This is a genomic window from Mesorhizobium sp. WSM4833, assembly GCF_055811095.1.
Window position 1 is genome coordinate 30,151 of record NZ_JBVVQG010000011.1, and the last position, 21,472, is coordinate 51,622.

Here is a 21,472-nt window from a genome sequence, read left to right on the forward strand (position 1 = left end):
ACCGGCAGCGCCGTCTCAGGGCATGTTGAGGCTCAGGTCGGGCCAGGCAATCGACATGTCCTTAGAATGACCAGCTTCTCGCCTTGGCGATGATAAAGTCCCGGAACACGTGCAGCTTGGCCTGGTTCTTCATCGCGTCCGGATAAGCAAAATAGGTGTCGAAAGACGGCACCTCGGTCTCCGGCAGCAGCTGCACGAGGTCGGAGTCCTTGCTGATCACATAGTCGGGCAGCATGGCGATACCGGCACCGCCCTGCACCGCCCGCTTGATCGACAATATGTCGTTGATCTGCAGCGTCGGCACCCTTTGCCCGCCTTCGAAATCACCGACCGTTTCCAGCCAGTTCAGCTCCGACAGATGCGACGGCACCGGCACGCCGAAGGTGACGATGCGATGGGCCTTCAGCTCGGCGACGGAAGACGGCCTGCCATGCTTGGCGACATAGGATGGGGCCGCGTAGAGGTGGAAATGCACGGTGAACAGGCGGCGCTGGATCAGGTCCGGCTGCTGCGGCTGGCGCAGCCGAATGGCGCAATCGGCCTGGCGCATGGTGAGATCGAGCTCCTCGTTGGCGAGGATCAACTGCAGGCTGATTTCAGGATAGAGTTCGATGAATTCCTGCACCCGCTCGGTTAGCCAGCCGGCGCCCAGCCCCACCGTCGTCGTTACCCGCAGCACGCCCGACGGGCGATCCTTGGTCTCGGTCAGCCGGGACTTGATGGTCTCCAGCTTCATCAGCACGTCATGCGCCGTGCGAAACAGCATCTCACCCTGCTCGGTCAACACCAGCCCGCGGGCGTGGCGGTTGAACAGCGGCACGCCGACATCATGCTCGAGCGCGCTGACCTGCCGCGAGATCGCCGATTGTGACAGATGCAATGTCTCGGCCGCATGGGTAAACGACCCCGCCTCCGCCGCAGCGTGAAACACGCGTAGCTTGTCCCAGTCCAACGCCATGATTCCCCTCGTTCTGTTTTGGCGTCTGAATGAAAAATCAGGCTTTTACACGGCGTTTCTAAGCCGCTCTCTGAACTCTCTACTCGGCCGCTTCGCGATGCACTTCGATGCCGGCCAGATACTTCTCCGCCTCGAGTGCGGCCATGCAGCCAAGCCCCGCTGCCGTCACCGCCTGGCGGTAGATATCGTCGGTCACATCGCCGGCCGCGAACACGCCCGGCACATCGGTGCGGGTCGAATCCGGCGCCGTCCACAGATAGCCGTTCGGCTTCTGCTTGAGCTTGCCGGCGAACAGTTCAACCGCCGGCGCATGGCCGATGGCCACGAACACGCCGTCGATCTTGAGGTGCGACACCTCGCCGGTCACCGCATGCTTGAGCTTCAGCCCTTCGACCGAGGGCGGCAGCGGCGTCTTGCCGGGCCGACCGGTGATCTCGTCGACGATCGTGTCCCAGATGACGCGGACATTGTCCTTCTTCAGAAGCCGCTCGCGCAGGATACGTTCGGCGCGAAAATCGCTGCGCCTGTGGATCACCGTCACGCTCTTGGCGAGATTGGACAGATAGAGCGCCTCTTCCACCGCCGAATTGCCGCCGCCGATCACCGCGACATCCTTGCCCCGGTAGAAGAAGCCGTCGCAGGTGGCGCAGGCCGAGACTCCAAAACCCATAAAGTCCTGCTCGGTCGGGATGCCCAGCCATTTCGCTTGCGCGCCGGTCGCGATGATCAGCGCGTCGGCGGTGTAGGTGGTGCCGGAATCGCCCTTGGCACGGAACGGTCGCACGTTGAGGTCGACCTCGGTGATGATGTCGTTGATGATGTCGGTGCCGACATGCTCGGCCTGTTTCAGCATCTGCTCCATCAGCCACGGACCCTGGATCGGGTCGGCGAAGCCGGGATAGTTCTCGACATCGGTGGTGATCATCAACTGCCCGCCCTGCTGCAGGCCGGCGACCAGCATCGGCTTCAGCATGGCGCGGGCGGCGTAGACCGCCGCCGTATAGCCGGCCGGGCCGGAACCGATGATGAGAACGGGCGCGTGCTTGGTGGTCATCTAAAGCCTCTGCGGAGGGCTGCCGGCAATTGCGGCATGGAAAACTCGATCATTGTCGCGCGTAATGTAAGTGTTGCCCACGACGCCAGCAAGGCAAGTTGGAGTTCGTCCCCGGAAAGCTTTGTCACACCCTGTCGCCTGCGGATCCCGCGAAATATTCCGGGCGAAGGATGGAATGGACAGCGAAGTCGTTTAATTACAAAATCACGCAAGATTCTTGCGTATTGCCCCTCAGGATCGAGAGCCCCCATGCCGCTCAAGGCCGACCTCGACGCCATCGACTGGAAGATCCTGCGCGAATTGCAGGGCGACGGCCGCATGACCAATGTCGAACTGTCGAACCGCGTCGGCATTTCGGCACCGCCATGCCTGCGCCGCGTCAAGCGCCTGGAGGAAGCCGGCATCATCCGTGGCTACCGCGCTCTGCTCAACGCACCAGCGCTCGGCCTTGATGTCGTTGCCTTCTGCCTGGTCGGCCTGCATCATCAAGCCGATGCCGAGCTGCGCATCTTTGCCGAGCGCACCCGCGGCTGGCCGATCGTACGCGACGCCTGGATGGTGTCGGGCGAATCGGATTTCCTGTTGCATTGCGTGGCGAGCGACCTCGGCGCCTTCCAGAGCTTCGTCATCGAGGAACTGACCTCGACCCCGAATGTCGACACGGTGCGCACAGCGCTCACCATCCGCCGGGTCAAGGACGAAGGCTTGGTCTCGTTCGCACAGCCTTGAGCCGGTTGAACCGCAACCGGCTTTCGCCGATGCGGCTTGAACGCCTCGCCATATCAGCGCCGCTTTAGCGTTCGATAGGCACTTCTGTGAGGCCGGATGTCCTGCCGTAGCCGCCTTGCTGGTTTCCTAGAGCAATTCCAGAAAAAGTGTGTAACGGTTTTCCTGGGAAAAGCGCATAGCGCTTTCGGGATTGCATAATACAGGTGGCGCAGGGCAGCCCAATTCCGAGAACAGTGTGCCGTGGGGTGGGACGATGACTCGATTTTCTAGCCCGGTTTCGGCGCTGGTCATCTGTATGAACGAGGCCGACATGATCGGCGAATGCCTGGAGAGCGTCGACTTCTGCGCCGAGATCATCGTCGTCGATTCAGGCTCGACGGACAGCACTCTGGACGTCGTCAATGCGTTCATCGCCAAGGGCTACCCGATAAGGCTGTTTCACAATGATTGGCCGGGCTTTCCTCGTCAGCGGCAATTCGCGCTCGATCAGGCTACGCAACCGTGGTGCCTTTCGATTGAAGCCGACGAGGCCATCGATGACGTTCTCAGGCAGTCGATCACGAATGTGACGCAGCTTGGGAACGATGCTTTCGACGGATGGTACATCAGGCGCCGCGACAAGCTGAAGGGTTATGGTTATGCGCACCGCTGGGTGCTTCACAACAGGCTGCTGCGTCTTTTCCGGCGCGACAAGGCGACCATGGACCTCAATCTGCGGGTCCATGAGTCGTTCGAGGTGCCGGGCGAAACCGGCACCATAGAAAATGGCGTGCTGCTGCATCGCCGCGAAATGACTATTGCCGAGGATCTGGCGAGAGCCAACACCTACTCCAGCCTCAAGGTCGCCACGCTGGTCGAACGAGCCAAGAAGCCTGGCCTGATAAGACTGGTGCTGTCGCCGCTTGGCAACTTCCTGAAGTTTTACCTGGCCAAGCGCTACTTCCTGTGCGGCCGGCACGGGTTCGTCTATTCGATGCTGGTGATGGTGTATTCGTTCGCCACCGAGGCCAAGCTCTATGAAGCCTGGCGAGACAACGATCGGGTATAGACCGTTAGGGCGCGCCCGAGGCGGCCCCAAGTCCAGCTATTGCGGCGAGCAGGCCGTCGAAGTCCGCGCGGTCGCACCAAGGCCGAATTGTGAAGCCCCGTCGGACAGCCGCTTGCCCGTCTACCAGCCAGCCCTGCGAGAGGCCGGCGCGTTGACCCGCCTCCATGTCGGCCTCCTTGTCGCCGACGATCAGCGAACGCCGCAGATCGAGCCCGAGGCGCCTGGCCGCCTCCAGCAGCATGCCCGGATTGGGCTTGCGCATCGGATGATCTGCGGCCGCGAGCGGGCCGGAGCCCGCCTCGTGATAGGCGCAGGCAAGGACCATGTCGACGAACGCATTGTCGGCGCGTAGCAGTTCGAGCACGCGGCCATTGACGGCGGCGAAATCGCTCCAGCCGAAATAGCCGCGCGCGATGCCGGACTGGTTGGTGACGACGATGACGGGAATGCCGGCCCCGTTGGCGGCGGCTATCACCGCGGCTATATCCGCGCGCAGCACCATTTCGCCAGGATCATCCGGATAGCCCGTATCGATATTGATGGTGCCGTCGCGATCGAGGAACAGCGCCGGCGAGCCGGCGGCGAACACCTTTGAGCCGACCTGCTCGACCCACAGGCCCGGCTCAGCCAGCGGATAGCGGCCAGAGGTCGTGGGATCAGCCATTGCTGAGGCGCGCTTCGACCACCTCGCACAGATGATGATAAAGGCACAGATGCCCCTGCTGGATGATCGGCGTCGAGGTCGACGGAACGTTGAGCAGGATATCGGACAGAGGCTTCAGCTTGCCGCCGGTATCGCCGGTCATGCCGATCACCGTCATGTCCATCCTCCGTGCCTGTTCGGCGGCGGCGAGGATGCTCGGCGAATTGCCGCTGGTCGAGATTGCCAGAAGCACGCCGCCGGCCGCGCCATGTGCCTCGACCTGGCGCGAAAACACCGTGTCGAAGCCATAGTCGTTGCCCCAGGCGGTCAGCACCGCCGCATTGGCCGGCAGCGCGATGACATTGTAGGCCTTGCGCTCCTTGAGAAAGCGGCCGACCAGTTCGCCGGCAATGTGGATGGCGTCGCTGGCCGAGCCGCCATTGCCGGCGATGAGCAAGGCCTTCCCCGACGAAAGCGCCGTCACCACCGCGCTCGCCGCCCGCTCCATCTCACCGGTCAGGTCCCGTTCGACCATGGCTGATATGGCAGCCGCCGAGCGGACAAGGTAATCGTTCAAGTCGGACATGAAACCCTCAGTTTGTGGTGCCGCCGGCGCGCAATTTGCCAATGGTGTTGGTGGTGCTTTTTCCAGCGACGAGATCGACCAGCACGACGCGTCCGCCGGCCTTCTGCACCACATCGGCGCCGACCACGGTATCGACCGTGTAATCGGCGCCCTTGACCAGTATGTCGGGCAGCAGCGCTTCGATCAGCGCCAGCGGCGTATCTTCCTCGAACACCACGACCGCGTCGACCGAGGCGAGTGCTGCCAGCACGCAGGCGCGGTCGTGCTGGTCGTTGACCGGCCGGCCGGCGCCCTTCAGGCGCCGCACCGAGGCATCGCTGTTGAGGCCGAGCACCAGCCGGTCGCACTGGCTTCGCGCCGCGTGCAGCAAGCTGACATGGCCGGCATGCAGGATGTCGAAGCAACCATTGGTGAAGCCGACGCTCAGGCCCTCTTCCTTCCACGCCGCCACCATGCGGGCGGCCGATGTGGCGTCGAGGATGGCGTCCTTGTGGGCGGTCGGCCCATGTGAACGGAACAGCGCACCGGTGAGTTCCTCGACCGTCAGCCGCGCTGTGCCGCGTTTTCCCACAACGACGCCACCAGCGGCATTGGCGATCGAAGCGGCCATGACCGTATCGGCGCCTACGGCCAGCGCCAGCGCGAAGCTCGCGATCACCGTATCGCCGGCGCCCGAAACGTCGAACACTTCGCGCGCCTGGGTGGCGATGTGGCGCGCCTCGTCGGGGCCGACCACGCTCATGCCCTTTTCGCTGCGCGTCGCAACGACGAAATCGAAACCATGTGCCGAAATCAGCTGGCGCGCGGCAGCTACGATTTCGTCATCGGCGAACACCGCATGGCCGACGGCCTCGCCGAGTTCCTTGCGGTTGGGGGTGATGGCGGTCGCCCCGGCATAGCGCGCGTAATCGCGGCCCTTCGGGTCGACCAGCACCGGCTTTCCAGCCTCGCGGCAGATGGCGATCAAGTCGCTGGCGACGCCATCGAGCAGGATGCCTTTTCCGTAATCGGACAGGATGACGATGTCGGCGTGCGCCAGCGCGGCGCGAAAATGCCGGATCAGGCCGGCTCGCTCCGCGGCGCCGAGTGGCTTGATCTCCTCTTCATCGAAACGCAGCACCTGCTGGTTGAGCGCGCTGAAGCGGCTTTTGCACGATGTCATGCGACCACGCTCCTGCGCGAGGCCCGCCGTATCGGCGCCAAGTTCCCGCAGCATCCGCACCAGACTGTCGCCCGCCAGATCGGCTCCGATGACGGAAACGGGGACAGCGGCAGCGCCGAGCGAAACGATGTTGGCCACGACATTGCCGGCGCCGCCCATGGTCGAGGTCTCGCCGCGCCCATGCAGCACCGGGATCGGCGCTTCCGGCGAGATCCGCTCGATGACGCCGTTGACGAAACGATCGAGGATGAAGTCGCCGACCACCAGCACGGTGGCCTGGCCGAACCGCGCAATGGCGCGGTGCAATGGTTCTGGAGAAGGCGGATTGTGCTTGATCATGTCACTGGCAACGCGAGGGTAAGGCAAATCTCAATCGTGATGAAAATTGTCAATTTACGGGCCGGATCGTTCATGCCTGCCGATATACCGCAAATCCACGCAGCGCAACGTCAGGACATGACCCGCGACTGTCCGATGCGTCAGCTCTTCTGCAGGGCAACATGGACACCCAGCCCGACCAGCACCGCCCCTCCCGCCCGCTGCATCAGCCGCTGGGCGCGGCTCGAACGCCGCAGGCGGCCGATCACGGCACCCGCCAGGAACACGCAGACGATATCGGCCGAGGAGAACATCAGATTGACTATCGTGCCGAGCACGACGAACTGCAGCCAGACCGGAAACGCCGCCGAGGCGTCGATGAATTGCGGCAGGAACGCCATGAAGAAGATCGCTGTCTTCGGATTGAGCACCTCGACGGTGATGCTCTCGAAAAAGGCGCGCCGCGCCGATTTGCGCTCGATCGCGGGCAGCGCCGCATCGCCGTCCGCGCGCTTGCGAAACAGCGAGATGCCAAGCCAGATCAGATAGAGCGCACCGACCAGCTTGACCGCCAGGTAGAGCGTCGGCACGGCATGAAACAGCACCGACAGCCCGGCGGCCGCGGCGAAAACATGCACGTAGCCGCCCAGATGAATGCCCAGCGCCGCCGTCAGGCCGGACCAGCGGCCGCGCGCCATCGTCTGCGCGGCGGCATAGAGCATGGCCGGGCCTGGAATGTAGGCGAAGATCGCCGTGGTGGCGAAAAACGCGATGAGCAGTTCGGTCGATGGCATTTTGGGTCCCTCACGATCGTGCTCTGCCCTGTCGATTCAGTCCGCGCGCGGGATTGCTTTGGACTGACCCGTGCGGACAACCGCAGTAAAAGCGAACATAATTTTCTTGTGAAATGACGGGCTGAACGCGCCAATTCGCGCACCCGGCTCGAAATAGGCCGACGCTTCCAGGATATCATGATTGTACTCAACGACCATGACCCAAAGGGGCATAGGATCGAGGCCCGCACGGTGGCGTTCAATTTCCGGGATGCTGACTGCAACGCGATCACGACCCGGCTGTGTGGAAGTGATTGCAAGTATGAAGAGGTTGGTACCCCCGGCTTTCCCAGGAAGGACAGCCACAAAGGCCACAGGCCGTGACTTCCGGCCTTCGGTCTCGCCGTCTCCGTGTTGGCGATGCCAAAGATATGGATATCGCCAGACGTCCGCAGCAGCGGGTTTAATCACGGTCCAATTCCGCGGCGTACTCCTCGAGCATCTCGACATGTTCGGTCGGGGCGTCCTTCGCAGCGTAGACGCGGCGGCTGTCGTTGCCGAAGCGCGCTTCGTAGGCCTCGATGCTCATCAGGACGTATCTCGGCTTGTTGTGGCGAGTGATGGAGACCGGCTGCTGGCTGGCAGCTGCAAGCACATCTCCAAGATTCTGTTTCAGATCGGTCGACGGATAGTTTTTCATGGGATACCCTGTTTTGTCCATAATAGACAAAATGGACAAAACAGACAAGCGCATAAAATGGCAGGACAGGCGCATGCACCTGGCTTTGTCGACAGCCCGGCTAGCCTCCCCTATAAGGACCGGAATCGCAAGCAACCAGAGGTCCTTCATGATCATCGTCACGGGCGGCGCCGGCATGATCGGCTCCAACATCGTCGCCGCGCTGAATGCCGAAGGGCATGACGACATCCTCGTCGTCGACGACCTTACCGACGGTCACAAGATCGTCAATCTTGCCGATCTCAAGATCGCCGACTATCTCGACAAGGACGATTTCCTGCCCCGCATGGAGGCCGGCTCGCTCGGCCGCATCGAGGCCGTGTTCCACCAGGGCGCCTGCTCGACCACCACCGAGTGGAACGGCAAATTCATGATGGAGGTGAATTACGCCTTCTCGAAACGGTTGCTGCATGCAAGCCAGAGTTTGCGCGTGCCTTTCCTTTATGCCTCCTCGGCTTCCGTCTATGGCGGCGGCTCGGAGTTCCTCGAGGATCCCGCGTTGGAACGGCCGCTCAACGTATACGCCTATTCCAAGAAGCTGTTCGACGACTATGTCAGGCGAACCGTGTTCGCCGGGCAGGCCGACCATTCACAGGTCGTGGGCTTGCGCTACTTCAACGTCTATGGCCCGCGCGAAGCGCACAAGGGCGCCATGGCCTCCGTCGCCTTCCATCTGTTCAACCAGGTCGAGCGAGGCGAGAACCCGAAACTGTTCGGCGCCTATGACGGGTTCGGACCCGGCGAACAAAGCCGTGACTTCATCCATGTCGGCGATGTCGCCGACGTCAATCTGTGGCTGTGGAAACGGGGCTCAAGCGGCATCTTCAATTGCGGCACCGGCCGTGCCCAGCCCTTCCGCGCCATCGCCGAAACGGTGATCGACACGTTGGGTAAAGGGGAGATTGAATTCATCCCCTTTCCCGACCATCTCAAGGGCAGCTACCAGAGCTTTACGCAAGCTGATATGTCCCGTTTGCGCGCGGCCGGTTACAATGGTCAATTCCGGACAGTGGAAACCGGTGTCAGAGACTATGTCGAATGGCTGAAAGCCCAACGATCCTCGTGATCGGCCCACGCTGGGTGGGCGACATGGTGATGGCGCAGTGCCTGTTTTCGGCGCTGAAGGAGTTGCATCCCAACGCCGCCATCGATGTGCTGGCTCCGGCCTGGGCAGCACCCCTGGTCAAGCGCATGCCCGAAATCCGCCAGCAGATCGATTTTCCGCTCAAACCCGGCGCGCTCGAATTCACCCATCGCCGCCGCTTCGGCCGCCTGCTGCGCGGCCGCTACGACATGGCCTATATCCTGCCGGGCAGCTGGAAGTCGGCGCTGATTCCGTTCTTTGCCCGCATTCCGCGCCGTGTCGGCAATCTGCGCGAGATGCGCTATGGCCTGCTGACCGACATCGTGCCATTGCCCGACAGCATCAAACGACGCACCGCGCAGGCCTATTTCGGCCTTGCCCAAGGCGGCAGTTTCCGGGCGCCACGGCTTAGCGTGGACACGAAAAACCAGGTCGACCTGCTCGGCCGTTTCGGGCTGGCGCCGCAGAAATTCGTGGCCCTGATGCCCGGTGCGGAATTCGGCCCTGCCAAGCGCTGGCCCAGCGAAAGCTATGCCGGGCTTGCCAGCGGTTTCATGGGCAAAGGCTTGAAGGTTGCGCTGTTCGGCTCGAAGAACGACCGCGACGTGACGGCGGAGATCGCAGCCCTGGCCCCCGGCGTCGTCGACCTCGCCGGACAGACGCGGCTGGAGGACGCCATCGACCTGATATCCGCCGCCAGGCTGGCTGTGTCCAATGACAGCGGACTGATGCATGTCGCGGCCGCCGTCGGCACGCCGATCGTCGCCGTCTACGGCTCGACCTCGCCCGAAAACACGCCACCGCTGGCGGAGCGCCGCGAGCTGGTCTGGCTCGGCCTGTCGTGCTCGCCCTGCCACCAGAAGGTCTGTCCGCTCGGCCACCTCAACTGCCTGAAGACGCTGGAAGTCGGCCAGGTCGCGGCAGCGGCGGACCGGCTGCTGGAAATTCCGGCCGCGGCATGAAGGTGCTGATCGTCAAGACGTCGTCGATGGGCGATGTCATCCACACCTTTCCGGCGGTCGAGGATGCCCGTCGCCACCGCCCGGACCTGACCTTCGACTGGTGCGTCGAAGAGGCATTCGCCGGAATCGTCGCGCTTCACCCGGCGATCGACAAGATTCATACGGTGGCGATCCGGCGCTGGCGCAAGGCGCTGCTTGACGGCGCCACCTGGCGCGAGGCGGCCGCCCTGCGCCGCACCTTGCGCAATTGCCGCTACGATCTGGTCATCGACGCGCAAGGCCTGCTGAAATCGGCCCTGGTGGCAAGACAGGCGGGCTCACCCATTGCCGGCTTCGACCGTTCGAGCGCGCGCGAACCCTCGGCGACGCTGTTCTACGATGCCACGTATGCCGTCCCGCGCGATCTCCACGCCATCGAACGGACGCGGCGGTTGTTTGGCCTGGCGCTCGCCTATCAGCCCGATCTTTCGACGCTGGACTCCGGCATCGTGCCGCCCGCCGGCACCCTGGCGGGCACTTCTGGAAAAACCGCCTTCCTGCTGCACGGAACCAGCCGCGAAGACAAGAAATGGCCGGCCGAAGACTGGATCGGAACCGCCCGCCTCCTGATTGAGCGGGGGATGACGCCGGTCACGACCTGGTCGAACGAGCGTGAGAAAACCGTGGCCGAGGCAATCGCAGGCGCCGTGCCGTCAACGATCGTGGTACCGAAATCGCCGCTGTCCGAAATCGCCGCGACTATCGGCGGCTCGACGCTGGTTATCGGCGCCGACACCGGGCTGACCCATCTTGCCAGTGCCTTTGGCCTGCCGACGGTCGCAATTTTCCTGGCAACAGAGCCGGGTCTGACCGGCCCGCGCGGACGCTACGCATCGACACTGCTGGCCTCGCATGGGGGGCGTGTTGTGCCGGTGCAGGTAGTGGCGGAAGCAGAAAAGCTATTGGCACTTAAACTACAAGCGCCGGCATAGGACCTTTCAGAATTCGCTCTGGCGAGTCGAATAGCGTGGTTCTTCGAGAACCGGAGCGGCGCGTACTTAAAGTACGTGAGCACCGGAAGCGCAGAAAACCGCCCGCGCATGCCCCCGAAAATCGTAATTGATTTTCGGAAAGGGATCATGCGCTAACTGAAAATCCTACAGCGTCCTTTGCGCGTCCGAGAGGACGCGCGGCGCTGTAGTCGGCCGCCAGAGTAGAATTATCAAAGGTCCTAGATGAACTGCACCTGGACGATCTCATACCCCCTGGCGCCGCCAGGCGCGTTGACCTCGATGGCGTCGCCGACTTCCTTGCCGATGAGCGCACGCGCGATCGGCGAGGAGATCGAGATGCGGCCGGACTTCACGTCCGCCTCCTGGTCGCCGACGATCCGGTAGGTCTTCTTTTCCTCGGTGTCCTCGTCGACCAGCACCACGGTGGCGCCGAACTTGATCTTGTCGCCGCTGAGCTTGCTGACGTCGATCACCTCGGCGCGCGCAATATAATCTTCAAGCTCGTTGACGCGGCCCTCGTTGAGGCTCTGCGCCTCTTTGGCGGCATGATATTCGGCATTTTCGGACAGGTCGCCATGCGAGCGCGCTTCGGAGATCGCCTCGATGATGCGCGGCCGCTCTTCCTGCTGGCGCCAGCGCAGTTCTTCCTTCAATGACGCGAACCCCTCGCCTGTCATCGGGACCTTGTTCATGATGCCTGCCTTTCCTGCTGCCACCCCCGCGTATCGGGGAAAGCCTTGTCGATGGGTACAAAAAGAAAACGGGTCCGGCAGCCTCGAGCTTACGGAACCGTTTCACCGCAATTTCCCTGAATATAGCAATGTCAGCGGGTTTTTCACGCCCAAAAATCGGTTTTGCTAAAATCATCCCCGTTTTCATCAGTCGGGGGCGATGAATGAGACCGGGGGCAACAAAAAACGGCCGCGATCGCTCGCGGCCGCTTGGAAGAGCCCTGGGATCTTTTCAGCTTCTCATGAAATGGTCGATCTGCTCGGCCAGCATGCCATATTCACGCGAACCCTTGCCGGTCCGCTTCTCGATTTCCATCAACTGCTGCTGGGCGCCGGCCAGATCGCCGATCTGCAGATGCGCTTCGCCGAGATATTCGCGCACCAGCGTGTAGTTCGGATCGATGCGCAGCGCTTCCTCGTAATAGCCGAGGCCGACGGTGACGCGGCCGGAATGGCGGTGCGAATAGCCGAGATAGTTGAGGATGCGCGGATCCTGCTTGTTGGCGGCGAGGCTGAGCACGGCAATCGCCTCGTCATAGCGCCCGGCCATCGCCAGCGCGTGGCCTGCATCATAGATGCTGTCGTCGTCGAGCATGCCTTCCTGGGGCGCGACGCACTTTTTCTTCTTCTTGTCCCAGACCTGGCCCTTCTTGCACTGGGTGACGGTTTCGTCACTGGCGCCGCTGCCGGCGGCGTACACGGGAACAGCGAGGAACTGCAGCGCGAGAAGCGCGGTCGCAGCCTGGATCAGCATTCTTTTATGCATCGAAACCTCCTGGAGGGGTGAGAATGCAATACTAACGCCGGTCGGCTTGCGTTTCATCCCGGAAAAATGCGGGCGGGAGAACATCAGGTGACGGATGCCGCAAATCCGCTATCATCCGGCAAACGACCTGAGGGAGACGGCCCTTGCAGCGGCGGCTTGAAAAGGACTGGGAGCTTTCGATCGGCCCCGACACGGTGCGCCTGTTCATCCTCAAGGCCAAGGCACTGAGTGCGGCCGTCAATGAAGACTATGCCGATGGCGCCGAGCACGAGGTCGAACTCGACGGCGAGTCCCATGTCAACCATCACCATGACGGCCTTGCCGAGGAAAGCTCCGAGAACCTGACCGAAGAGGAGCTGCGCGAGCTGATCAACGACCTCAATGTCGATGAAGCAGCCGAGCTGATCGCGTTGGCCTGGGTCGGTCGCGGCGACTACGACGCCACCGAATGGGCGGACGCGCTGGCCGCCGCGCGCGAACGCGCCAACAAGCGCACCGCGAAATACCTGCTTGGCATGCCGCTGCTCGCCGACTGGCTGGAGGAAGGGCTGGAAGCGATCGGTGCGTAACGGAGCGGTTACCGTTCGTGATGCGGCCAAGGCAACCACCTTGCGTCGGCGCCGTTGAGGGCGATGGGGTCGATCGTCTTTTCCCGAATATGCAGGATTGCGTTGACCGTGGCCGTCACGGCCTTGCTGGTGATGCCGGTCGAGGCGAGACATCGCCATCGGCATCATAAGCCCCCGACGCCGCGGGTCGAGCAGCCGCTGACACCACGAGCCGACCAGCCCCTGAAACCAAGGGGCGGAAAGCGTTTGAAACCACGGCGCCACCGGCAGGTCACGCCAAAGCAGACACAGCAGAAAACGCAGACATCGCTGCCCTCGCCTGCCGATGTTCCCGTGCCCGTGCCCGAACCCGGCACTCCGATAACCCAACCCGGCATTCCGGTGCCCGAACCACGCCCGGCGGACGCACCAAAGGCTGAAGCTGCAAAGACCGAGGAGCAAAAGCGCGTAGGGCCGAAGGCCGCGGAAGCGCCCGACCGTTTCAAGGAAGAAAAATCCCGCCAGGAAAAGCAGGCACGTCCCGAGCCATTGGCTCCGGAGCCATCAACCGGGGAAAACGAGCCGGAGCCGCCGGACGTCGCGCCAACGCCGACACGAAAGCCTGACATTGCAGAACCCGAGGCCCAGCCGCCAACCGTCGCCCCGCAGCCACCGCAAAAGCCGGCGGACGCGGACGAGGAGAAGATGCTGCCCGATCCGCGCTCGGCCGACGTGCCAGATGAAAAAATGCCGGCCGAGGAAGTCGCATGCCGCGAACGGCTAAAGACGCTCGGCGTCGAATTCGAAGAGCACAAGGCGGAAAGCCAGCCCGAAATCGGCTGTTCGATTCCCTACCCCATCGTGCTGAAGACCCTTGGAAAGTCGATCGCGATTGCCCCAGGCACCGAGCTCAACTGCAAGATGGCCGAGGCGACGGCGCGTTTTGCCGCCGATGTCATCCAGCCGGCGGCAAAGGCCGAATTCGGTGCGGACCTGAAATCGATCGGCCAGGCATCGGCTTTTGTCTGCCGGCCACGCAACGGCACACGAAAACTGTCGGAACACGCGTTCGGCAACGCGCTCGACATCGCCAGCTTCACGCTGTCGGACGGCAAGAAGATCGAGGTCGGCCCGGCGCCGCCGGAGAAAGACGCCAAATTCCTCAACAATGTTCGCAAGGCCGCCTGCGGACCCTTCAAGACGGTGCTCGGCCCAGGCGCCGACGCCGATCATTCCCTGCATTTCCATCTCGATCTCGAACCGCGCCGTCATGGCGGAACGTTCTGCCAGTGATCATGGCTGATCCAGGCCGCGTGCCGCAATTCGGCCGCAGGCATGAACGCGGACGCTGAGTTTTCCTTTACCCTTGATCGTTAAAATGCCGGATATCCATCAACGGGATTCCGCCAATGGCCGGCAAATTTCGGGCCGTGTTTTTCGCCACCGCGCGCCAGTCAAAATATGCAGCAATGCTGACCGCCGGTCTGGCGCTGGCGGCGCTTTCCGCCTGCAACACCGGCAGTGTGCTGTCGCTGCAGCCGGCCGTCGACGTCGGCGCGCAGACGGCTGCCGTGCCGCAATATGCCGGCATGCAGAAGCTTGTCCCTTCCAATCCGTACATGACGCAGGCCGCTTATCCGCGCATGGACGAGCCGATGTCGCCCGTCGAGCAGATGCCGGCCAGCGAAACCGACTGCCGTCAGCAATTGAAGCGCCTCGATGTCGCCTACACCGATCTGGCGCCGATCCATGAAGGCCAGTGCGGCATCGATTATCCGGTCAAGGTCTCGGCCATCGGCAACATCCAGATGAAACCCGCCGCAACCCTGACCTGCGACATGGCAGCTACCTTTGCCGGCTGGACGAAGAACGAACTCGTTCCCTCCGCCCGCTGGCGTTATTTCTCCGGCGTCAGGACCATACACCAGGGCTCCAGCTATTCCTGCCGCCGGATTGCCGGCGAAGGCGTCCTGTCCGAACACGGCAAGGGCAATGCGCTCGACGTCATGAGCATCGAGCTCAACAATGGCGACGACATCGACGTGCGCAAGCCCGGCCTGTTCGCCTTCCGCACCCGTGGCTTCCTCAACAATGTGCGCGCCGACGGCTGCCAGTACTTCACCACCGTGCTCGGCCCCGGCTACAATTACGACCACCGCAACCATTTTCATTTCGACATCAAGAACCGCAAGAACGGTTATCGCGCCTGCCGTTAGATCGGTGCCGGGTATCCTTTGCCTGAATGCCATGACAACGCCTAATGTGATGCAGGAACATTTGAGCGGCATTCATGGGTCAACGAAGCGTTCGGCGACGCATTATGATCTGGGCGGCGACCTTGTTGGCCGCGTATCTGGCGCTCGCCTATTTCGCCGCACCGGAATTCTGGACGTTCCGCGATCGAGGTTTTCGCACGCATCGCTTCGAGATGCTGACGCACACGCCGCAAGGCATTCCGGGCGACCCGATCAATGTCGGCCTTGTCGGCACGCAGAAGGAGGTGGTCCACGCCTTTGCCGTCGCCGGCTGGGACACCGCCGACGCCGTCACCCTGAAGACCGCGATCGAGATCGGTGAGAGCGTGCTGTTCGACCACCCCTATCCCGATGCGCCGGTCAGCAGGCTGCTGTTCGATGGCCGTGCCCAGGATCTCGCCTTCGAAAAGCCGGAGGGCATCAGCGCCGACCGCCGGCATCATGTCCGCTTCTGGCAGACCGATGCAAGCGGCGACGATGGCCGGCCGCTGTGGCTGGGCTCGGCCAGCTTCGATCGCGGCGTCGGCTTCAGCCACGACACCGGCGCCGTCACCCACCATATCGGCCCCGACATCGACGCCGAGCGCGATTTCCTGATGCGCGACCTGGCCACTGCCGGCATGCTGCTCTCGACCAGCGACATATCGGGCGTCGGCGCCACCAAGGCGGGACGCAATGGCGGCGGCGATCCCTATTTCACGGACGGCGAGGCAATTGTCGGCGTGTTGAAGCAGTTGCCATGACATCGCAAAAGTCAGGTCGTCGTGATCACGATCTTGCCGAACGGCCCTTTCTCCAGATGTTGCAAGGCCTGCGGCACCTCATCGAAGCCAAAGACCTTGTCGATGACCGGCTTGATCGCCAGCGCCTCGATCGCCTGATTCATGCGCTCGAAAGCACGGCGATGGCCGATCGACAGGCCCTGCACGGTGATGCGGTTGCGCATGAAGGGCAGGATGGGAAAGCTGAGCTCCATCGCGCCCAGCAGGCCGATGATCGACAGCCGGCCGTCGGCGGCCAGCGCGTTCAGAGATCGCCGTGCATTGTCGCCGCCGACCATTTCCAGCACGTGGTTCACGCCCAGCCCGTTCGTCAGTTCACGCGCGGCATCGTCCCAGGCCGGTTGCGTGCGGTAGTTGATCCCTTGCCAGGCGCCAAGCTTTCTCGCCCGCTCAAGCTTCTCATCGCTGCTTGAGGTGACGATGGCGCGCAGGCCGAACGCAGTGGCGAACTGCAGCGCAAACAGCGACACGCCGCCGGTGCCCTGGATCAGAATGGTCTGACCCGGCACCGGTTTGGTCGCCTCGGCCATGGCGAACCAGGCCGTCAGCGCCGCGATCGGCAATGTCGCGGCCTCAATGTCGCCGAGCGACGGCGGCGCCAGCACCGCGGCGTCCTCGCCGAAGATGACATGATCGGAAAGCATGCCCGACAGCGACGACCCCAGCGTGTGCTTATGCAGCACCGGCGGTGCGTCGCCATCCGGCCAATCGGCGATCACCTGGCCAAGCACGCGCTGGCCGACCTGAAAGCGGCTGACCGCACTGCCGACGGCCACCACTTCGCCCACCGCGTCGGATGTCGGCACGAAGGGAAAGGCAAGGTCGGGGATCAGCACGCCGTCCACGATCATCTTGTCCTTGTAGTTGAGCGATACGGCCTTGGTCCGCACCAGCAAATCGTGCGGCCCTGGCTCGGGCACCTTGCCTTCCACCTGGCTTAGCCTCGACAGGCCAAAACCGCTCATCTGCCAGGATCTGTTGATTGGGGTGCTCATGTCGTCTCGCGCTCCGTGCATTGATGCCAGGCGGGACATTTATGCCTTTCGACTATAGAAAATAGTGCTTCCGTGCGGTATAATTTGACACTGATTGCGGACTAAAAGTCGACAATAGGAAATTGCCATGGAAACGGCCGACCTGCAAGGCACCGTTGCGTTTGTTCAGGCGGTGGAGGCCGGCAGCTTCACTAGCGCCGGCGAGCGGCTGCATGTGACGAAGTCGGCGATCGGCAAATCGATCGCGCAGCTGGAGCAGAGGCTCGGCGTTCGCTTGCTGAACCGCACCACCCGCAGTCTCAGCCCGACCAGCGAAGGCATCGGCTACTATGAAGCCTGCGTCCGGGCCCTGGCCGAGATCGAAGCCGCACAGTCGCTGCTCGCCTCGCGTCGGCAGGTCCCGTCTGGCCGGCTTCGGGTCGACGTGCCGCTGGCCTTCGGCCGACGCTGCGTCGCTCCCGTGCTGTTCGAGATTTCGAGGAAATTTCCGGACCTGACGGTTGAAGTCTCCTTCAATGACCGCCGCGTCGACCTGATCGAGGAGGGCATCGACCTGGCGATCCGCATGGGCGAACTCGACGACAGCCTGTCGCTAGCGGCCAGGCGCCTCTACGCTCAGCGCTCGGCCATATGCGCGGCTCGCGACTATCTCGACAGGCATGGCCGGCCGCAATCGGTCGAGGATCTCGCCGACCACAGCGTCATTGGCTACGGTCGCGAGGGCATCGTCCGCCCCTGGGTGATCAGACATTCCGACGGCCATCTCGCAACCTTCGTGCCCAAGGCGCGGCTCGTTCTCGGCCATGGCGAACCGATGCTGGATGCGGCGCTCGCCGGCTGCGGCATCGCCTTCCTGCCGACATGGCTGGCCGCCGACAGCCTCAAAAGCGGCGATCTCGAAATGGTGCTGTCGGAATGCCTGGTCGAGAACATCGTCGTGCATGCCGTCTGGCCGGTGACGCGCGCGCTCACGCCAAAGGTGCGGGTTGTCGTCGACGCCCTCGTCGAACATTTTTCGGCGCCGCCCTGGGATGCCGCGTGAGCGAAATACCGGTCATTTCTCAAAAATCACGCCGGACTATTTTCGAAGACCGCGCCACAATGCTATTGACCGCTCATGTTATACGTCGAAATCGCTATCGTGGTCGTCCTCATCTGCGTGAACGGCCTTTTGTCGATGTCCGAGCTCGCCATCGTCTCGTCGCGCCCGGCCAGGCTGAAAGCGATGATCGACCGCGGCACCAATGGCGCCGGCCGCGCCCTTGATCTTGGCTCAAATCCCGGCAAGTTCCTGTCCTCGGTGCAGATCGGCATCACCTTGGTCGGCGTCCTCTCCGGCGCCTTTTCCGGCGCCACGCTCGGCGAACGGCTGGCGCAGTTCCTGGCTTCGACCGGCATCCGCGAGACTGTCGCCGACCCGCTCGGCGTCGGCATCGTCGTTGCTATCATCACCTATTTCTCGCTGATCGTCGGCGAGCTGGTGCCCAAGCAGATCGCGTTGCGTGATCCCGAGCGGGTCGCAGCCAGGGTCGCTCCGGCGATGACCATCCTCGCCACGGTCTCGGCGCCGCTGGTCTTCCTGCTCGACTTCTCCGGCCGCACCATATTGTGGCTGCTCGGCCAGCGCGGCGAAAGCGAGGAAAAGGTCACCGACGAGGAGATCAAGATGCTGGTCGCCGAGGCCGAGCATCACGGCACCATCGAATCCGACGAGCGGCGCATGATCGCCGGCGTCATGCGGCTTGGCGACCGCGCCGTGCGCGCGGTGATGACGCCGCGCACCGAAGTCGACTGGATCAATCTGCAATCCGACGAGGCGGCCATCCGCAAGCTGCTCATGGAAACCCAGCATTCGCGCCTGCCGGCAGGCGACGGCGGCGTCGACGTCATGGTCGGCGTCGTCCAGACGCGTGATGTGCTGGCCGCACTGCTTGCCGGCCGCGTGCTCGATCCGCGCAGGCATGTGCGCGCAGCCCCCATCGTCTACGACCAGGCCGACGCGCTCGATGTGCTGCAGAAGCTAAAGGAATCCGACGTGCCGATGGCGCTGGTGCATGACGAATACGGCCATTTCGAAGGCATCGTCACCCCGGCCGACATTCTGGAAGCCATCACCGGCGTGTTCCGCGCCGACACCGACGCCGGCGACGAGGAAAACGCGGTCAAGCGCGAGGACGGCTCGTGGCTGCTCGCCGGCTACATGCAGGCCGACGAGATGGCCGACATTCTCGGCATCGACCTGCCGGAAAACCGCGATTACGAAACCGTTGCCGGCTATGTGCTGTCGCATATGCACCATCTGCCGGCGACTGGCGAATGCGTCGACGCGCAGGGCTGGCGCTTCGAGGTGGTCGATCTCGACGGCCGCCGCATCGACAAGCTGATCGCCACCCGCCTGGCCGGCGCCCCGGTGCGCTGACGGTCGACGCAATTGCGGCATTTCGCTCTATCGTTCCCAGAAGGACTTGGCGATCTCTCCCTCGACCTGCTGTATCGTCAGGCCGATGTCGTCGATCAGATGCGGATTGTCCTTCGACATTTGCCTGAGCTGCCAGCGAAAGCGTATCCGCTCGCGCCAGGTCCGATCGTGCCAGCTCGCGATGATGCTTCGCAGGGTCTTCAGGAGCCGGCGCGATGCCGGCCGCACAGGCGTTCCCGGCCGCGCTGCACAAGTGAGGGTATTGGTCATGGCAACCTCCATATGGTTTGAGGGCCTGGGCTCTCGATGGGGTTGAATTCTGCGCGATACGGACGGCGCCGTAATTAAGCCCTCCCAAATAGTTCCCAAAACTTCCAAACGAGCTAGAGCGGCCCTATAGATGCGCCTATGCAGGGATCGCGTTTTGCCTTTGGTCCGTTCGTGCTTGATCCGCGTGCGGGAACGCTGCTTCGGAACGATGTCCCCGTTGCCGTCGGCTATCGCGGGCTGAGCCTGCTTGCGGCACTCGTCGGGCGGCCCGGCGAAATCCTCGGAAAAGCCGAACTGATGGACGCCGCGTGGCCGGGCACGGCCGTCGAGGAAGGCAATCTCACCGTCCAGATCGCGCAGCTGCGCAAGCTGCTTGGCCCCGTCGGCGACAACGGCGAATGGATATCCACCGTTCCGCGCGTCGGCTACCGTTTCACGGGGGCCGTCGAACAGCTGGGCGAGGCCAGGCGAAAACCCTTGCCGCTGCCCGACAAACCGTCGATAGCCGTGCTGCCCTTCGTCAATTTCAGCAACGATCCCGAGCAGGATCCCTTCGTGGATGGGTTGACGGAAGACCTGATCACCGACCTGTCCAGAATCTCCGGCCTGTTCGTCATCGCCCGCAACTCGACCTTTGCCTACAAGGGAAAAGCGATGGACGTGCGCGAGATCGCCGGGGATCTTGGCGTGCGCTACCTGTTGGAAGGCAGTGCAAGACGCGCCGCGGGGCGCGTGCGCATCAACGCACAGCTGGTCGACGCCATGAGTGGCGATCATCTGTGGGCGGAACGCTTCGATCGCGGCCTGGAGGATATCTTTGCCGTTCAAGACGAGGTGACAGCCAAGATCGTGGAAGCGCTGCTTGGCCGGCTGCGCGCGCCGCCGCCGCGCAATCGGCCGCGAAATCTGGAGGCCTACGACCTCTGCGTGCGGGCGCGAAAGCTGATCGACGACTCGCCGCAGATGGCGCAGGAAGCGCATCTGATGCTGACGCGCGCGGTGTCGCTCGATCCTGATTATGCCGAGCCCTATCGTTGGCTTGCCATGAACCACTGGATGGGACAGGTGCATTGGGGCGGACCAACCGAGGCTGCCCGCAGCGTTGCCCTGGAGCTGGCGCGCAAGGCCGTGGCGATCGATCCCAACGACGCCGGTTGTCGCTGGATCCTGGCTTATCTGCTTGCTTATGAGCGCAGCTTCACTGAAGCGGATGCGGAATTCGCCAAAGCGATCGAGCTCGACCCGAACGAGGCCGACACCTGGGCGGCATTGTCCGACATCGCGGTCCTGGCCGGACGGGTCGAAGAGGGCCTCGAGCACATCGGCAAGGCGTTCCGGCTGAACCCGTTTCCGGCGAGCTGGTACTATCTGACGCTCGGCCAGGCGCAATATGCGGCGCGCGACTACCAAGCCGCTATCGAGACGTTGCGCCGTGACGAGACCTATCGCACAAGCTCACGCCGTTTCCTGGCGGCAAGCATGGCCCAACTCGGCCGGCTCGACGAGGCGCGCGCAGAGGCTGAACTGTTCCTCGTCGGCAACCCGCATTTCACAACCCATCACTGGGCGACGACCGAGCCATTCCGCGACGCCGCTACGCTCGAGCATTTCGTCGATGGTTTTCGCAAGGCCGGTCTTCCGGAGTGACGCGCCGGCAT

The 21,472-nt window shown here is 63.1% G+C and carries 24 protein-coding genes; 12 read left to right on the forward strand and 12 right to left on the reverse strand.

Annotated elements, in window-relative coordinates:
* Nucleotides 1-61: 61 nt before the first annotated feature.
* Together AC0L2D_RS22010 and trxB are read right to left on the reverse strand one after the other, a co-directional pair.
* On the reverse strand, nucleotides 62-958 hold the full coding sequence (locus AC0L2D_RS22010; protein WP_013530079.1) for a LysR family transcriptional regulator: 897 nt from the start codon (nucleotides 956-958) through the stop codon (nucleotides 62-64).
* A gap of 79 nt (nucleotides 959-1,037) precedes the next feature.
* On the reverse strand, nucleotides 1,038-2,012 hold the full coding sequence (gene trxB / locus AC0L2D_RS22015; RefSeq protein WP_013530078.1) for a thioredoxin-disulfide reductase: 975 nt from the start codon (nucleotides 2,010-2,012) through the stop codon (nucleotides 1,038-1,040).
* 249 nt (nucleotides 2,013-2,261) lie between these two features.
* Here trxB and AC0L2D_RS22020 point away from each other — a divergent pair, with 249 nt between their 5' ends.
* Nucleotides 2,262-2,741 carry an Lrp/AsnC family transcriptional regulator gene (locus AC0L2D_RS22020; RefSeq protein ID WP_013530077.1) on the forward strand — a complete coding sequence of 160 codons (480 nt, stop codon included), beginning with the start codon at nucleotides 2,262-2,264 and terminating at the stop codon, nucleotides 2,739-2,741.
* A gap of 253 nt (nucleotides 2,742-2,994) precedes the next feature.
* Nucleotides 2,995-3,789, forward strand: coding sequence for a glycosyltransferase family 2 protein (locus tag AC0L2D_RS22025; RefSeq protein WP_063168809.1), 795 nt, complete (start codon nucleotides 2,995-2,997; stop codon nucleotides 3,787-3,789).
* 4 nt (nucleotides 3,790-3,793) lie between these two features.
* On the opposite strand, the gene AC0L2D_RS22030 is transcribed toward AC0L2D_RS22025, so the two are convergent.
* The 6 genes from AC0L2D_RS22030 to AC0L2D_RS22055 form a co-directional block, all read right to left on the reverse strand.
* Nucleotides 3,794-4,453, reverse strand: a complete 660-nt coding sequence (locus AC0L2D_RS22030) for an HAD-IIIA family hydrolase (RefSeq protein WP_127368154.1) — start codon at nucleotides 4,451-4,453, stop codon at nucleotides 3,794-3,796.
* A complete protein-coding gene (locus tag AC0L2D_RS22035; protein ID WP_024504153.1) occupies nucleotides 4,446-5,018 on the reverse strand; it encodes a D-sedoheptulose-7-phosphate isomerase in 573 nt (190 codons plus the stop codon). Before AC0L2D_RS22035 ends, AC0L2D_RS22030 begins: the two co-directional genes overlap by 8 nt.
* Nucleotides 5,019-5,025: 7 nt before the next feature.
* A complete protein-coding gene (rfaE1, locus tag AC0L2D_RS22040) occupies nucleotides 5,026-6,519 on the reverse strand; it encodes a D-glycero-beta-D-manno-heptose-7-phosphate kinase (RefSeq protein WP_473542389.1) in 1,494 nt (497 codons plus the stop codon).
* Between the two features lie 140 nt (nucleotides 6,520-6,659).
* Entirely contained in the window at nucleotides 6,660-7,292 is a 633-nt protein-coding gene (locus tag AC0L2D_RS22045; RefSeq protein WP_024504155.1) for a LysE family translocator, read from the reverse strand.
* A gap of 36 nt (nucleotides 7,293-7,328) precedes the next feature.
* Nucleotides 7,329-7,742 (reverse strand): hypothetical protein, encoded by a 414-nt coding sequence (locus AC0L2D_RS22050; protein WP_473542390.1) that lies wholly within the window; start codon nucleotides 7,740-7,742, stop codon nucleotides 7,329-7,331.
* Entirely contained in the window at nucleotides 7,735-8,148 is a 414-nt protein-coding gene (locus AC0L2D_RS22055) for a type II toxin-antitoxin system Phd/YefM family antitoxin (RefSeq protein ID WP_224675156.1), read from the reverse strand. The genes AC0L2D_RS22050 and AC0L2D_RS22055 overlap by 8 nt, the downstream gene beginning before the upstream one ends.
* On the opposite strand from AC0L2D_RS22055, the gene rfaD reads away from it, so the two are divergent.
* From rfaD to waaC, 3 genes are read left to right on the forward strand one after another with little or no spacing between them, the layout of a single operon-like run.
* Nucleotides 8,120-9,076 (forward strand): ADP-glyceromanno-heptose 6-epimerase, encoded by a 957-nt coding sequence (gene rfaD / locus AC0L2D_RS22060; RefSeq protein WP_063170316.1) that lies wholly within the window; start codon nucleotides 8,120-8,122, stop codon nucleotides 9,074-9,076. The two genes, AC0L2D_RS22055 and rfaD, sit on opposite strands and share 29 nt — an antisense overlap.
* Complete coding sequence (gene waaF / locus AC0L2D_RS22065) at nucleotides 9,049-10,056, forward strand: lipopolysaccharide heptosyltransferase II (RefSeq protein WP_473542393.1); 1,008 nt, start codon at nucleotides 9,049-9,051, stop codon at nucleotides 10,054-10,056. The genes rfaD and waaF overlap by 28 nt, the downstream gene beginning before the upstream one ends.
* Complete coding sequence (waaC, locus tag AC0L2D_RS22070) at nucleotides 10,053-11,027, forward strand: lipopolysaccharide heptosyltransferase I (protein ID WP_337121383.1); 975 nt, start codon at nucleotides 10,053-10,055, stop codon at nucleotides 11,025-11,027. The genes waaF and waaC overlap by 4 nt, the downstream gene beginning before the upstream one ends.
* A gap of 239 nt (nucleotides 11,028-11,266) precedes the next feature.
* Here the strand turns inward: waaC and greA are convergent, their stop codons facing one another.
* Entirely contained in the window at nucleotides 11,267-11,740 is a 474-nt protein-coding gene (gene greA, locus AC0L2D_RS22075) for a transcription elongation factor GreA (RefSeq protein ID WP_013530066.1), read from the reverse strand.
* Between the two features lie 271 nt (nucleotides 11,741-12,011).
* Nucleotides 12,012-12,545, reverse strand: coding sequence for a tetratricopeptide repeat protein (locus tag AC0L2D_RS22080; protein ID WP_473542396.1), 534 nt, complete (start codon nucleotides 12,543-12,545; stop codon nucleotides 12,012-12,014).
* A gap of 143 nt (nucleotides 12,546-12,688) precedes the next feature.
* Between AC0L2D_RS22080 and AC0L2D_RS22085 the strand changes: the two genes are divergently transcribed.
* The 4 genes from AC0L2D_RS22085 to AC0L2D_RS22100 all read left to right on the forward strand — a co-directional run bounded on the left by AC0L2D_RS22085 (nucleotide 12,689) and on the right by AC0L2D_RS22100 (nucleotide 16,091).
* A complete protein-coding gene (locus AC0L2D_RS22085) occupies nucleotides 12,689-13,114 on the forward strand; it encodes a DUF3775 domain-containing protein (RefSeq protein ID WP_013530064.1) in 426 nt (141 codons plus the stop codon).
* A 132-nt stretch (nucleotides 13,115-13,246) separates the two neighbouring features.
* Nucleotides 13,247-14,386, forward strand: coding sequence for an extensin-like domain-containing protein (locus AC0L2D_RS22090; RefSeq protein WP_473542508.1), 1,140 nt, complete (start codon nucleotides 13,247-13,249; stop codon nucleotides 14,384-14,386).
* 116 nt (nucleotides 14,387-14,502) lie between these two features.
* Nucleotides 14,503-15,309 carry an extensin-like domain-containing protein gene (locus AC0L2D_RS22095; RefSeq protein WP_027162117.1) on the forward strand — a complete coding sequence of 269 codons (807 nt, stop codon included), beginning with the start codon at nucleotides 14,503-14,505 and terminating at the stop codon, nucleotides 15,307-15,309.
* A 74-nt stretch (nucleotides 15,310-15,383) separates the two neighbouring features.
* Complete coding sequence (locus tag AC0L2D_RS22100; RefSeq protein ID WP_063168816.1) at nucleotides 15,384-16,091, forward strand: LssY C-terminal domain-containing protein; 708 nt, start codon at nucleotides 15,384-15,386, stop codon at nucleotides 16,089-16,091.
* Nucleotides 16,092-16,102: 11 nt separating this feature from the next.
* Here the strand turns inward: AC0L2D_RS22100 and AC0L2D_RS22105 are convergent, their stop codons facing one another.
* Nucleotides 16,103-17,125, reverse strand: a complete 1,023-nt coding sequence (locus AC0L2D_RS22105) for a zinc-dependent alcohol dehydrogenase family protein (protein WP_063172910.1) — start codon at nucleotides 17,123-17,125, stop codon at nucleotides 16,103-16,105.
* Between the two features lie 127 nt (nucleotides 17,126-17,252).
* Between AC0L2D_RS22105 and AC0L2D_RS22110 the strand changes: the two genes are divergently transcribed.
* Both AC0L2D_RS22110 and AC0L2D_RS22115 read left to right on the forward strand, forming a co-directional pair.
* On the forward strand, nucleotides 17,253-18,167 hold the full coding sequence (locus AC0L2D_RS22110) for a LysR family transcriptional regulator (protein WP_063172911.1): 915 nt from the start codon (nucleotides 17,253-17,255) through the stop codon (nucleotides 18,165-18,167).
* Between the two features lie 75 nt (nucleotides 18,168-18,242).
* Nucleotides 18,243-19,544, forward strand: coding sequence for a hemolysin family protein (locus tag AC0L2D_RS22115; protein WP_013530058.1), 1,302 nt, complete (start codon nucleotides 18,243-18,245; stop codon nucleotides 19,542-19,544).
* Nucleotides 19,545-19,571: 27 nt separating this feature from the next.
* On the opposite strand, the gene AC0L2D_RS22120 is transcribed toward AC0L2D_RS22115, so the two are convergent.
* The gene (locus AC0L2D_RS22120; protein ID WP_013530057.1) at nucleotides 19,572-19,814 is read right to left on the reverse strand and encodes a DUF1127 domain-containing protein; all 243 of its coding nucleotides are present in this window, start codon (nucleotides 19,812-19,814) and stop codon (nucleotides 19,572-19,574) included.
* 138 nt (nucleotides 19,815-19,952) lie between these two features.
* Between AC0L2D_RS22120 and AC0L2D_RS22125 the strand changes: the two genes are divergently transcribed.
* On the forward strand, nucleotides 19,953-21,461 hold the full coding sequence (locus AC0L2D_RS22125) for a winged helix-turn-helix domain-containing tetratricopeptide repeat protein (protein WP_013530056.1): 1,509 nt from the start codon (nucleotides 19,953-19,955) through the stop codon (nucleotides 21,459-21,461).
* Nucleotides 21,462-21,472: the final 11 nt, after the last annotated feature.